Below are 13539 nucleotides of genomic sequence, written 5' to 3'. Positions count from 1 at the left end.
AAACTAAATCTTTGCCATTTCCTTGGCTAAGGTGAAGATATTTTCGGCATCCAAAACCTGTTTGTTGTCTTCAAACAATTTGGCGATACAGGCGCGGTGTAATGCCAGTTTAAATGCCCCAAAGCCGATTGCGCCCCAGATGATCTTGCCGTGCCGTTCCATTCCCTTATCCATCATGTCCGTGCCGCCTATCCCTAGCGGCGGCGTGGTATTGGCATCGGCAATCAGTTCAATATTGGGATTGTCTCGCCATTGCTCCTCGGTCAGCAGCTCAATTCCGGCTGCACCAGTAGCCAGCACGATATTGGCATCGGAAATCGCTTGTCCTCTGGCACCATTATCAGCAGCCTCAATGGGAATAAGGTCAACACCAAAGCGAACTTTCATGGCATTACAGGCTTCTACAGCCTGTACCATTTTTCGGGAAGTGATAGTGACTATTGCGCCTTCTTTAGCTAACATAGCCGCAGCACGTTGACCAACAGGGCCTGTCCCCGCTAATACGACGGCTTTTTTTCCGACAATGCTCCTGTTAGCAACCAACTTAGCTACAGCAGCAGCGGCAGTCGTATTACAGCCGTTACAGTCGAGCATGGCCGAGACTTGAAAACCGCCAAAAAAGTGTTTCTGTACGGCTTTAAAGAGGGCTTGCCCTGTAATCATATCGCTCCCACCAACAAAAATAGCGGTATTCATCTTGTCTTTGGGTGCACGGGTAAAAATGGCACCTTCAACCAGCGGGCTTACATTTTCGGGAGTTAATCCGCCATATCCCGTCACATGGTCAGCCCCGCCATCGTAAGCGACAACCGTATCGAAAACAGAAGGATAAGTATCTGTATCAAATTGGAATAACAGCTTTTTCATTAACTTACCTTGTTATGAATTGGGTTTTTCTGCACTGTGTACTTAGATATTCGCTATCCATTTCACGGGACAAGGCAGAATTGGCTAAGCTTTTTGGCATTCAAAATAGGGGTTCATTATATCCGATAGCTAGTTTTGCAAGATAAGTAAAATCATTTAGTGCCAAGCAGTTTGTCAGCAATCTGGTCGAACGCTAACAAACAAAACATAGCTAAAATCATTGCTTTATCATATTTTGGGACGCATAAATACGGTCTTGCTCTAGCATGGTATTTCTATATGCGTACATAATTTGGCATAAAAAAGCTGTTAACTATTAGCCTAGTTTATAGGTATTTTTTACGTATTGACTTCTCACCATAATGCTTTTACCTTACTGCTACGCCTGTAGGCGTTTAATGAGCCGAAGCGACAGCGGCATTCCTGTAGCACTATGAGGGATAGGGGGTATAGTGAAAAAAACAGTTTTTTATTTAACACTAATGGGGTCTTTAGCGACAGCTTCTAATATTGCTTTAGCAGATTCCAATTGTGCAACTTTACCCAATCATGCTGCACTAAAAGCTGCCCTAAGTGCAGCGCAAAATGTCGGTAATGGCGGCTTTGGTTTGCACATGTGGGGTACTATTGTCGATAGAGACGGCATTGTTTGCGCCGTTGCATTTACCGGCGGCGACAGAGGTACCCAATGGCCTGGCAGTCGTGTTATCTCAGCCCAAAAAGCAAACACTGCTAATTCGTTCAGTCTACCTGGGTTAGCACTTTCCACAGCTAATCTTTACACCGCCGTTCAGCCTGGTGGTAGTTTGTTTGGCTTGCAGGAGAGCAACCCCGTTGATACCGAGGTCGCTTATAAAGGACCATCAGCAAAATATGGTCAATCCAACGATCCGTTAGTCGGTAAAAAGATTGGTGGTGTTAATGTTTTCGGGGGTGGTCTTGCACTCTATGATGCTTCCGGAAAAATAGTTGGTGCTGTCGGCGTAAGCTGGGATTCTTCTTGTGCAGATCACAATATCGCTTGGCGAACAAGAACCACCCTTGGTTTAGATAATGTTCCTGGCGGTGTTGGACCTAATGGCACTGACGGTATCGACTATAGCCAAAGTAGTGGTTGGGCACACCCATTATGTGCAGTTGGGGGTGAAGATGAAGTAGCGGTAAGCATTGGCGCAGGAGGCCCTGCTGTTCCTTAATCAGCCAGCCTTGTTGTTTGTTGATGGCCGACTTCCTGCTTAGTTGTTCGAACTGATTAAAAATATATTTAGCCGCTAAGGTTAGCCTTAAGCGGCTTTTTTATTAGGCTATAACCCAATTTTTCAAACAGACATAAATCGATTCCAACAGAGAACAAAATGAAATTAGTGCTGCAAATCGCCCTTGGTGTGTTTTTGGGGATGCTGTCATCCCAACTTGTGATCGATAACTGGCATACTCACCAGGAAGTCATAGCCAAAGAAGTAGCAGAAAAACTCAGAGCAAGGCAGGAAAAAGTTCGCATGGAACAAGGAGATCGTATTCGTACCCTGCTAATTCAAAACCGTCAGAATAAAACGCATGGCGAAAATAAGCCGCCTGTCGGCTTTGTTCCTGATGATGCAAAAGCGCCATAGCCTTAGGTTGGAAACTGTATATAACAGCTTTATTGTCAAAGCTAATTGTAACTATTTGTTTAAATAGGCATTAGCTGTCATCAGCAATATTTAACAATCGGCGTTAAAAGCATCTACACGAGGAGAAATATCCCACATTTTTCCAGTCAATTACTTCACAGACATCTCATATAGTGGTCTAGTCGTAGGGTATGGTAATCGTGCAGATACGCTTTACCTAACACCATTAAAACCCCGTCCATCTTGAAGCTACGAAGGACAGACACAGTAAGTGTTCATGGAATGACGAGTTCACCACGAACGAAATCAAAACCTTATACGATAAAAACAAAAAAGGTCTGTGTTTTTGCAAACACAGACCTTTTTAGGGGATCGAAAAAAAAGATTAGCGTTTTGAGTATTGTGGACGTTTTCTAGCCTTATGTAAGCCGACTTTCTTACGTTCAACAATCCGTGAATCGCGGGTTACATAACCTGCTTGTCTAAGTGCAGGACGTAATGTTTCGTCATATACCATCAGTGCACGGGTCAAGCCGTGGCGAATCGCGCCAGCTTGTCCAGAAGGACCGCCGCCTTTAACAAAAACGTTGACATCAAATTTGGTTTCCATATCAACACATTCTAATGGTTGACGTGACACCATTTGGTCAGTTTTACGACCAAAATAGTCTTCAATGGATTTTGTGTTAATCGTAATCTTGCCAGTGCCTTTCGTCGCGTAAACGCGCGCTATCGCACATTTACGACGACCTGTTCCATAATATTGCGCTGCTGCTGTCATGGTCTTCCTGCTTAAATGTCTAAAACTTTCGGCTGTTGAGCCTGATGATCGTGCTCTGGACCTGCATACACTTTCAATTTCTTGAACATGGCACGACCGAGCGGGTTGTTTGGTAACATGCCTTTAATCGCTGTATTGAGTATGCGGTCAGGAAATGTTTTTCTTAATTTGGCTAGGTTAACAGTTTTAAGATTACCGATATAACCTGTGTGATGTTGATACAGCTTGTCTTGCTCTTTAGTGCCGGTAACGCCAATTTTTTCAGCATTGACGACGATGATGTAATCGCCGGTATCGACATGTGGGGTATATTCAGGCTTGTGTTTGCCACGTAGACGGCTTGCAATTTCAGATGCCAGACGACCTAAGGTCTTGCCTTCTGCGTCTACCACATACCAGTCGCGCCTTACTTCTGCGGGCTTTGCACTAAATGTTTTCATCGTTACTTTGTCTTGCTGTTAAAGGCTTAAAAAAAGAAGCGGAATTATACTAAATCTTTGCGTTGCTATCAAACTTATTTACTGGAAGGGCTTAATTAGTGCGTTGACATGAACATCTTTAGCTTTAGAAACTCCCTATAAATCCCCTCATCCCAACCTTCTCGGCAATAGCTCCTGCATTGCCCTACTATCTACATCCTTGTAGGCATCCCAGAGGGAGAAGGAGATTTTTTATAGTTTGATGTTCAAGGAATGCAATTTTCGATAAAGGTGGGTGCGCTCGATACCGACGGCTGAAGATAACTTGGCTACGCTGCCACCTGAACGCTCAAAGTGGTATTCCAGATAAGCTTTTTCAAATTGATCCCTAGCGTCTTTTAACGGCAAGTTATAGAAATCCGGCACGGATGCTGAAGGTGCTGAATCACTGATGACTGTCCCTAACGCCAGTTTTACTTCATCCAGTTCAATTTCTTCGCCAACGCCCAAAATCATCAGTCGCTGGACTAAGTTTTTCAATTCCCTGACGTTTCCGCGCCAACTGTAGTTGCGTAAAAAGTTCTGCGCCGACATGGAAAACTTCCGAAACGGCAATTTGTCATGGCTGACGAAATAGTCCACATAAAAACTCAACAAACCTGGAATATCTTCGCTGTGTTCCCTAAGCGGTTGAATGTTCAAGGTGACTTCATTCAACAAATAATAGAGGTCGTGACGAAAGCGCCCTGATTTAACCTCGTCTGCCAAGTCGATTCGTGTTGAAGCCAGTACGCGCACGTCCACGCGTACAGCCTCGCTGCCTCCTACACGCAAGAACGAGCTTGATGCTAAGGCACTGAGCAATCTTAGCTGCGTCTCCTGATCCATTCCGGCAATTTCGCTTAAGAATAAGGTTCCTCTGTTTGCTCGTTCCAGCAGGCCAGGGAAAACCCTGCCGTCATGTTCCTTGCCAAAAAATTCCACAGCGGCGTTTTCCGGTGAAATGCTGCCTACCGCGACATCGACAAATGAACCATCCCTCCTAGCACTATTATTGTGCAAGTAACGGGCATATAGCTCTTTACCTGCCCCAGCTTCACCAACGAACAATACCCTGGTATCGTGTTGAGCTAGGCGTTTTAGCTGGTCTTTAGTGCGGGCAACAGCAGCACTTTTGCCGACTGGTTCTATGTCGGTCACCAATTGTTGTTTAAGTCCGGCATTTTCCCTTTGTAGGTTACTCGCTTCCAATGCCCTAGCTACGATCAGCAACAGTTTTGCCAAGGATAAGGGTTTTTCCAGGAAGTCATAAGCACCCAGCTTGGTAGCTTCCACGGCGGATTCTACCGAACCATGCCCTGACATCATTACGACGGGACACAGCAATGAATCTTCTGCAACCCATTCTTTTAATAGAGTTATGCCATCTGTATCGGGCATCCAGATGTCCAGCAAAATCAGATGCGGGTTTACTGAATCCTTAAGCGTTCGTGCTTCCGTAGCATTTTCTGCGGTTGCAACCTGATAACCTTCATCTTCGAGAATTTCGCACACTAAACGGCGAATTTCCGGCTCATCATCTACAACCAATAATCGAGGTGTTTGTTCATTCATAGTGTTTCCGCTGCTTCATTAAACTGTGGGGAGTTGAATGATAAAACCCGCGCCAATTGGACGACGGCTATCAACCCATATAGAACCACCGTGTTCTTCAATGATTTTTTTCACAATCGCCAAACCTAAGCCAGTGCCTTTGGTCTTGGTGGTGACATAAGGCTCAAAAATTTGTTCAATTTGCTCTTCTTTAATGCCTGGGCCATCGTCATAAATCGCCATTTCGATAAAATCGGCGTAGTTTTTCTGCACCCTGGATAAATGAACTTCGATTTGTCCTTCAGCGCCTATGGCTTCCAGGGCGTTAATGATCAAATTATGCACCACTTGCCTGAGACTAACCGGATCCCCTTTTATTAATAGCTCACCGGTTTCAAATTCGACCTTGAATTTTACTCCAGGTTTCACTGGATACAATGCTAACACTTCTTGTACCAATACAGCCAAGTCTATATCAGTGGCCTGTTTTTTGGCGGGTTTAGCATATTGGGCAAAGTCATCCACCATTTCTTTCATTGCTTCAACCTGTTGCACTATCGTACGGGTGGATTTTTGTAAAATTTCGGCATCACTGGTTTCCAGTTTTGTCGCCAGCTTCACCTGTAAGCGTTCTGCTGATAGCTGGATAGGGGTCAGCGGGTTTTTGATTTCATGCGCCAAACGCCTCGCCACCTCGCCCCAGGCAGCACTTTTTTGCGCTTGAATCAAATCCGTCACATCATCAAATACCACAACAGCACCGACTCGCTGACCTTCTTGCGAAAATAATGGTGTTCCTCGGCACAATAGCTCTTGGCGACCATTCGGGCCTAAAAATGCGATCCGTTGTTGCCAAATATCATCGGCTTGTTCAAGCAAACGCTGGATAGATTTTAAAGGTTCGGTAAGTTCTTGATAGTTCTCGACCAGTTCCAGCAAAGTTTGCCCAATAAAGTGGTTAACATGAATGTGAAAAATCCGGTAAGCCGCCTGATTGGCCGTACGGATTTTATAGTCTTCATCAAAACTGATGACCCCTGCCGTCAAATTAGCGAGTATTGTTTCCAGGTATGCCCGTTGATTTTCTACCTCAACACCCGTCCGCCTTATTTCATTCCGAGCCTCACCTATGCGGCGTGTCATCACATTGAAAGATTCGACGAGGAAACCGAGGTCATCTTGGGCAGTTACTGGCAACTGCTGGTCATAAAGCCCAGAAGCCACGGCCTGCGTACCTTTGACAAGATTTTTTACCGGTGCGACGATATTGCGTATACTGATAAATGCCACCCATATTGCCGCCAGCAAGCTCATCAATAACACCAGCGATAAGGTTAAAGAAAAGCTCCGTTTCAGGGAATTTCTTAAATAATTCATCTCCTGATACCGAAGAAAAGCAAATTCTACTGAGTCCGCAAGGTCGGCAATCCGTACCGGAACAGGATAAAGTGCTTGCAGATATTGCGGTTCTTGGCCTTTGATGACAACTATCGCTCGGATCATCAATTGATCCTCCATAACTGGCGCTAAAGCCACGTAATCAGAGCTATGCTGTAGTTGCAAACGAATATTCTCATCGGGTAGGCTGGGCAATATATCACCGGGATTAATGCTGCTGGAGGCGATAATACGTCCTTGCTTTGAAAAAAGCGTCACTTCGGAAGCACCCGATAGCATAAGCAAGTTTTCAACTTCCAAGGTCGCCATGGCTTCAGATGAATAATCCAGGTTCTCAGCTAATTGCTGGGTTTGCCTTAGATGCCAGCGCATTCTTTGATCCAATGAAGCCTGGCTGAGTTCCAGCGCATCTTCCATCGCCTTGTCTATTTCGACGTTAAACCAGCTATCAATACCTTGGTGCAGGAACTGCATGGAAAAGAAAAAAACGATGGCTGCGGGAGCTAAAGCCAGCAATACAAACAAGGACATCATCCGAGTAGTGAGTTTAGAACCCGCTTCACGCTTTTTTAATTGTCGGACTAAAGCGTAAATATTTGCCCCGACCAAGCCCAGCAAAACCACTGAACCCAAGGCATTTATCAGTAATAGCCATGAAGACATGGCACTTAGTTTTGATGATTCCTGCTGGGCTGAACTCATCAATTGTAGCGACAGCAAAATCAAGCCAAACAATATGGCTACAGAGACCCAGATAGGCAGTTTTATTTTTTTAACGGCCATAAATACCAGTCGCTGGAAAGATACCATTGCGAATTCACATAAGCAACTGGGCGCAAAGGCAGTGGCAGCGCATCTCGCTCGAAGGTGATTTTCATTCCGGCGATATATGATTCTTGGTTGAATATTTTGGATTTTTCTACGAGTCGGTAATCTCGCACTGTTGACAACAAATTCAGAGCCGCTTGCAGTGTGGAAAAGTTATCCACCGCGCCGTTGCTTTCATTGGTTATCCGGTACATCTTCAATAGGGCATGATATTGGATACGGTAGCGGAAACTTTTTTCAATCAGCGTGTTATCCCATAAATAATTGCGTTGTTCCTGCACTTTAAACTCATACGTCCAGAATAGGGAAACACCATTGTTCAATGCTTCTATGGCTTTCTTGCTTAATTGATAATCGATGTCGGCGGTCAGTACATAATCGTCGCCCAATAAGGAGGTTTCGGCACTTGTTACCCTTACCCCTGTGTCGCTCGGATAAGCTGATGTGGGCATCAGTAACAACAGTAAATACAGCAAAATAGCTGTTTTATTGTTTAACAAGTCGCGCATAATAAAAGCCATCCATTGAGGATTCGCCGGTCAAAATTTGCCTTCCACAGATACCAGGAATGCCCCATTCATCAGACGTGATTGGTAATTCGATAGCGTCGTTATGTGTCGATAAAAAATCTTGAATTTGCTCTTCATTCTCCTTTTTTAACACTGAACAAGTGGCGTATAAAAGCATTCCGCCGCTTGCTAATAAAGGCCAGATGGCATTTAAGATGGTTTTTTGCAGGATTGTTAATGCGGCAATATCCGTCTCTTTTCTTAATAGCTTGATGTCTGGGTGACGGCGAATAACCCCAGTTGCCGAACACGGCGCATCCAGCAAAATCCGGTCAAACGGTTTGCCGTCCCACCAATCGTCAGTTTTGGCTGCATCGGCGACGATTAGCTTGGCTTGCAGACCCAATCGTTGTAGGTTTTCACTCACCCGCAGCATTCGGCTTTCGTCAATATCAACGGCGACCATTTCACCAATGTCAGGTTGTTGCTCTAAAATGTGCGCGGTCTTTCCACCTGGTGCGGCACAGACATCCAGCACACGCTGTCCTGGTCGCGCATCAAGCAATTCTGCGGCCAATTGCGCCGCACCATCTTGCACTGAAACCCAGCCGTCCGCAAATTTGGGTAAGGCTTCAATCGGCACGGGTTTATCCAGGATAATTCCGGTAGCCGTAAAGTCGGCGGCATTTGCCGCTAAATTTTGTTCAATCAATAACTGAAGATAGTCATCCCGCGTCGTTTTCGTCAGATTAACCCGCAACGCCATCGGTGGTGGCTGGTTGTTTTCCAGCAATATTGTTTCAACTTGCTTAGGCCAATCATGTTCTATTTTTTTAATCAACCAGTTAGGGTGACTTAACGCCGCTGTTTTGAATTCATCTGCTTGTTGCTCAAGATCGTCTTGCTTCCTCAAATAACCTCTAAGCACGGCATTAATCAAAGCTTTTGCCCAAACTATTTTACGTGCCGCCTGTACGGTTTCCGAAACCGCCGCATGGGGTTTTACCCGCATATACTTGAGTTGATAAAGCCCAATTAATATCAGCGATTTTACTTCTAACGATTTTAATGGCTTATCAATCAATGCGTTTAAGATGAAATCCAAACGGTGATAAGTTCGGCACACGCCATAAGATATGGCTTGCACAAAGGCTTTATCTTGTGCGGATTCAACCGACTTAAGGGCGTGGTCTAATGCCAAGGTCAACGATTGCCCATCTTGCAATACCTTCGTCATGACACGGGCGGCGATCAATCGCGTATTCAAAATGTAATCAACCGAGTTTGACTCCTTGTGGATGATGTGAGCTCAAAAACGCCTGGATAGGTAAGCGTTTTCCGCCGGGCAATTGCACTTCATGCAAACGCAACAAGCCATCTTTGGTTGCTACATCCAGGGTTTTGTTAGTGCAGATGATTGTGCCAGGATCAGTTTTGATGTCAGATACCATCGGCTCGGCTTGCCATATCCGTAACACCTGACCTTTATACAGTGTTTGTGCGACAGGCCAGGGATTAAGTCCTTTTACTATCCTACCCAATTGTTCCGCAGATTGCGTCCAATCGAGTTCGGCTTCGGTTTTGCTCAGTTTTTCCGCGTAAGTGACTAAGCTTTCATCCTGAATTTCAGCTTGTACAGTGTCAGATTCGATCTGTGCAAGCACTTTTTCCAAACCAACCGCACCTAAAGCAGCCAGTTTTTCGTATAAATCCCCAGAAGTATCTTGTGCAGTAATCATGCACTCTTCCTTATGCAACATATCGCCAGCATCCAGTTTGTGGATGATCCGCATAATAGTAACGCCAGTTCTTTCGTCCCCGGCCATCAAAGCCCGTTGAATCGGTGCTGCACCGCGCCAGCGCGGCAATAGGGAGCCATGAACATTGAGGCAGCCTAATGTCGGTATATCAAGAGCCGCTTGCGGCAATATCATGCCATAAGCCACTACTACCATCAGATCAGGATTAAAATCACGCAGTTGCTGCAAATCCGCTTCCGGTTTGAGGCTAAGCGGCTGAAATACCGGAATTTCCACGCTTAACGCCAATTCTTTCACTGGGCTGGGTTGCAGCTTGCGTCCCCTGCCGGCAGGGCGGTCAGGTTGGGTGTGGACGGCGCAGACCTCGTGTTTGGAGTCCAACAGCATCCGTAAGCTGGGGACGGCGAAATCGGGTGTTCCCGCAAAAATAATCCGCACGTCAGTTTTGTTCCAGTTTGTGGAGTTTCTCCAGTTTTTTCTTGATGCGCTGCCGCTTTAGGGACGATATATAATCCACAAACAACTTGCCTTCCAGATGATCCAGCTCGTGCTGTATGCACACAGCCAGTAAAGCATCTGCTTCCATTTCAAAAGGCTTGCCTTCCTTATCCAAGGCTTTTACCTTGATGTGTTCGGCGCGTTTAACCGTTTCAAAAAAACCAGGTACTGACAAACAGCCTTCTTCAGACTCTTCCACGCCATCTTTCGCAATAATTTCTGGATTAATCAAACACAAAGGGTTATCTTTCTCCTCGCTCACATCAATGACGACAATACGCTGGTGGACGTTTACCTGGGTTGCCGCCAAGCCGATCCCTTTCGCCAGATACATGGTTTCCAGCATGTCATCGACCAGTTTTTTGATTTTGCCATCGACAACCTGAACTTCAGCCGCTTTTTTACGTAAACGGTCGTCAGGAAATTCGAGAATAGTTAAAACGCTCAACAAACTCTCCACTATAATTAGTTAATACTGGAATTCTATATGAATTCATCTAAACTTTGAATTCATAATGATTAAAAAGACACCACGGGAATACACTATGGTTTTTAGAACACTTTCAGGATTAATAGTTGCTTTGTGCATGATCGCATCTGCGTGGGCTACCGAAGCGATCCCATTGTCCATTAATCCATCCCATCCTAACCAATACACCGTTGTCGAAGGCGATACCTTATGGGATATTTCAGGGAAGTTTTTAAATCATCCCACTCAGTGGCCGCAACTGTGGAGTTACAACGCCCAGATTAAAAATCCACACCTTATTTATCCTGGTCAAACCGTTTACTTTTCTGTTGTTGATGGCAAGCCTAGGTTGAGTTTTTCCAGAGGCAACGAGGCTTATCAAGATTCAGGTGTCAGCCCTACTAGCGATACCTGTATGATTAGCGAAGAAGACATCCATAATGGTCGTACCAGCTTTGCGATGGCGCAAGGCGGCAAACTTTCGCCCTGTATCCGAGAAACCAGCCAGAAAGCAGCCATTCGTTTGATTCCGACGGAAACTATCGCTAAATACCTAAGCTCACCTAAAGTGGTCGGGGTTAACGAACTCAACGCCGCGCCTTATGTCGTCGATCTTGCGGGTTAACGTCTAATTGCAGCGGCAGGTGACAAACTTTATGTGCGCTCCATTCTTGCGCCGCAAAATACAGGCTTTACGGTGTACCGTGCTGGTGATACCTTCCAAAGACCAGAAACGGGTGAAGTATTGGGCTATGAAGCAAAATATGTCGCCGACACCAGCTTAGTGCAAGCAGGCGACCCCGCAACGGTGGTTATCGACAAATCGGTTACCGAAATCCTTATCGGTGATCGGCTAATGCCAAAGGCTGAGGAACAATTCACCTTGAGCTATTTCCCCAGAGCGCCCGAAGAAAGCATTAAGGGCAGCATTATCAGTGTACTGGATGGCGTTAGCCAAATCGGCAAATTTAATGTGGTCGTAATTGATAAGGGCACTCAGGATGGGCTGTTGCCAGGACATGAGCTGGATATTTACCAGCGCGGCAGAATAACCAGAGACACATACAGTGTCATCAAGAACGATCAGGTCAAGCTGCCTGATGAAATGGCAGGTACATTAATGGTTTTCCGCCCCTTTGATCGGGTGAGTTACGCCTTGGTCATGAAAGCCACTCAAGCCATTCACGTCCTCGATAAAGTCCAAACTCCCTGAACACATTCACTAAAGCACAAAAAAACGACATTAAATACTGGCTTGCGCTATTGCGTACGCCAGGCGTTGGTAGCAGGACTTTCCTTAGACTGCTAGAAACTCACACGGCTCCTCAACTATTTGAGGAATCCAACGCAGCACTTTCCGCTTTAGGTTTGAAAAGCGACATCATACAGGCCATTAAAAATCCAGATTGGTCGATTATTGACTCTGATCTCGCCTGGTTGGAACAAAACAATAATGCTGTTCTCACCTTATTTGACTCTGATTACCCCGCACAACTTAAAGAAATCCACGACCCGCCGCCGCTCTTGTTTGTACGGGGCAATCCTGAGCTGCTATCTCTGCCGCAGATTGCCATCGTCGGTAGCCGTAATCCCTCGACATTAGGACTGGAAACAGCCTTTGGCTTTGCCAAAACCTTAAGTCAACAGGGTTTTGTCATTACCAGCGGTTTAGCATTGGGAATTGATGCCGCCAGCCACCAAGGTGCGTTGAATGCTAAAGGCTACACTATTGCCGTCGCAGGAACTGGCTTGGATCGCGTATATCCCGCACGGCATATTGATCTGGCGACCGAAATCGTCAATACCGGCGCAATGGTTTCCGAATTTCCGCCCGGCACTTTGGCAAAAGCCAACCACTTCCCCAGACGTAACCGTATCATCAGCGGACTGTGCCAAGGCTTGCTGGTGGTTGAAGCTGCCAAGGAAAGCGGCTCGCTGATTACTGCACGGATGGCATTGGAACAGAACCGCGAAGTCTTTGCCATTCCAGGTTCTATCCATAACCCCTTGGCGCGAGGTTGCAATGCGCTGATCCGGGAAGGTGCTAAACTGGTCGAAACCACCCAGGATATACTTGAAGAATTTAGTCAATATATTCAACAAGATGAAAACAATTCCGTTGAAATATTACAAACAACGCTTGACCTGGAGCAACAAACACTATTGAATCGCGTCATGTTCAGCCCAACTGCTATCGACAAATTGGTTGAAGAGTCAGGGACTTCAGTTGAGGTTATCTCATCCATGCTATTGATCTTGGAGTTATCTGGATACGTAGAGGCGAACGCTGGTGGTAGCTATACCCGTTTGAAATAAACCGATTGAACCTATGAAAGAAACTATTTTTGATGTCCTGATGTACCTTTTTGAACACTATATGGAAGATGAGCTTGAAATTCTTCCAGACAGTGACAGCGTCAGGACAGAATTATTGGCAGCGGGTTTTGAGACTTGCGAAGTCAATAAAGCTTTTGTTTGGCTGGAATCTCTCAGCCTGCAACGTGGAATAAGGCCCACCATAGCCACTTCTTTCCGTATTTTCAGCCATGAAGAACAGGCCAAGCTGGATCTGGAATGCCGCGATCTACTGATGTTTCTTGAGCGTAGCAGCATTTTAAATTCCGCCAATCGGGAAGTGGTCATAGACCGTGCGCTGGCACTCGAAGATGAAGAACTGTCCATCGAAAAACTCAAGTGGATAGTCATGCTGGTATTGCTTAGTCAACCGGACGAAGAAATTGCCTTTTCCAGAATGGAAGATATAGTTTACGACCTTGTACCCACTTACTTAAATTAATTCCTCC

The 13539-nt window shown here is 45.7% G+C and carries 13 protein-coding genes and 1 pseudogene; 5 read left to right on the top strand and 9 right to left on the bottom strand.

Going from position 1 to position 13539, the window contains the following annotated elements; translation table 11 throughout:
- Positions 1–3: 3 nt before the first annotated feature.
- A complete protein-coding gene (locus tag AC1YY3_RS00225) occupies positions 4–867 on the bottom strand; it encodes an NADP-dependent methylenetetrahydromethanopterin/methylenetetrahydrofolate dehydrogenase (RefSeq protein WP_481824287.1) in 864 nt (287 codons plus the stop codon).
- Positions 868–1319: 452 nt separating this feature from the next.
- Here AC1YY3_RS00225 and AC1YY3_RS00220 point away from each other — a divergent pair, with 452 nt between their 5' ends.
- Entirely contained in the window at positions 1320–2063 is a 744-nt protein-coding gene (locus AC1YY3_RS00220; RefSeq protein ID WP_481824286.1) for a GlcG/HbpS family heme-binding protein, read from the top strand.
- Positions 2064–2222: 159 nt separating this feature from the next.
- Complete coding sequence (locus AC1YY3_RS00215) at positions 2223–2480, top strand: hypothetical protein (protein ID WP_481824285.1); 258 nt, start codon at positions 2223–2225, stop codon at positions 2478–2480.
- 385 nt (positions 2481–2865) lie between these two features.
- Here the strand turns inward: AC1YY3_RS00215 and rpsI are convergent, their stop codons facing one another.
- The 8 genes from rpsI to def form a co-directional block, all read right to left on the bottom strand.
- Positions 2866–3261 carry a 30S ribosomal protein S9 gene (gene rpsI, locus AC1YY3_RS00210; protein ID WP_349026493.1) on the bottom strand — a complete coding sequence of 132 codons (396 nt, stop codon included), beginning with the start codon at positions 3259–3261 and terminating at the stop codon, positions 2866–2868.
- An 11-nt stretch (positions 3262–3272) separates the two neighbouring features.
- On the bottom strand, positions 3273–3701 hold the full coding sequence (rplM, locus tag AC1YY3_RS00205) for a 50S ribosomal protein L13 (RefSeq protein ID WP_349026492.1): 429 nt from the start codon (positions 3699–3701) through the stop codon (positions 3273–3275).
- A gap of 231 nt (positions 3702–3932) precedes the next feature.
- Entirely contained in the window at positions 3933–5294 is a 1362-nt protein-coding gene (locus AC1YY3_RS00200; protein ID WP_481824284.1) for a sigma-54-dependent transcriptional regulator, read from the bottom strand.
- A gap of 18 nt (positions 5295–5312) precedes the next feature.
- Positions 5313–7454, bottom strand: a complete 2142-nt coding sequence (locus tag AC1YY3_RS00195; RefSeq protein WP_481824283.1) for a sensor histidine kinase — start codon at positions 7452–7454, stop codon at positions 5313–5315.
- Positions 7436–8008: a DUF4390 domain-containing protein gene (locus AC1YY3_RS00190; RefSeq protein ID WP_481824282.1), complete on the bottom strand. Its 573-nt coding sequence runs from the start codon at positions 8006–8008 to the stop codon at positions 7436–7438. The genes AC1YY3_RS00195 and AC1YY3_RS00190 overlap by 19 nt, the downstream gene beginning before the upstream one ends.
- Complete coding sequence (gene rsmB, locus AC1YY3_RS00185; protein WP_481824281.1) at positions 7986–9275, bottom strand: 16S rRNA (cytosine(967)-C(5))-methyltransferase RsmB; 1290 nt, start codon at positions 9273–9275, stop codon at positions 7986–7988. The genes AC1YY3_RS00190 and rsmB overlap by 23 nt, the downstream gene beginning before the upstream one ends.
- A 7-nt stretch (positions 9276–9282) precedes the next feature.
- Positions 9283–10206, bottom strand: coding sequence for a methionyl-tRNA formyltransferase (fmt, locus tag AC1YY3_RS00180; protein ID WP_481824280.1), 924 nt, complete (start codon positions 10204–10206; stop codon positions 9283–9285).
- A gap of 1 nt (position 10207) precedes the next feature.
- A complete protein-coding gene (gene def, locus AC1YY3_RS00175) occupies positions 10208–10714 on the bottom strand; it encodes a peptide deformylase (protein WP_481824279.1) in 507 nt (168 codons plus the stop codon).
- Positions 10715–10811: 97 nt separating this feature from the next.
- On the opposite strand from def, the pseudogene AC1YY3_RS00170 reads away from it, so the two are divergent.
- From AC1YY3_RS00170 to AC1YY3_RS00160, 3 genes and pseudogenes are all read left to right on the top strand, one after another.
- Positions 10812–11948 (top strand): annotated as a pseudogene (locus AC1YY3_RS00170) (LysM peptidoglycan-binding domain-containing protein).
- Positions 11949–11998: 50 nt separating this feature from the next.
- Positions 11999–13051, top strand: a complete 1053-nt coding sequence (dprA, locus tag AC1YY3_RS00165) for a DNA-processing protein DprA (RefSeq protein WP_481824278.1) — start codon at positions 11999–12001, stop codon at positions 13049–13051.
- A 13-nt stretch (positions 13052–13064) separates the two neighbouring features.
- Positions 13065–13532 (top strand): Smg family protein, encoded by a 468-nt coding sequence (locus tag AC1YY3_RS00160; protein WP_481824277.1) that lies wholly within the window; start codon positions 13065–13067, stop codon positions 13530–13532.
- Positions 13533–13539 lie beyond the last annotated feature (7 nt).

It is taken from the genome of Methyloglobulus sp. (genome assembly GCF_964779595.1).
Note: the sequence above shows the minus strand (reverse complement) of the source record. Positions and strands in the feature narration are given on the sequence as shown.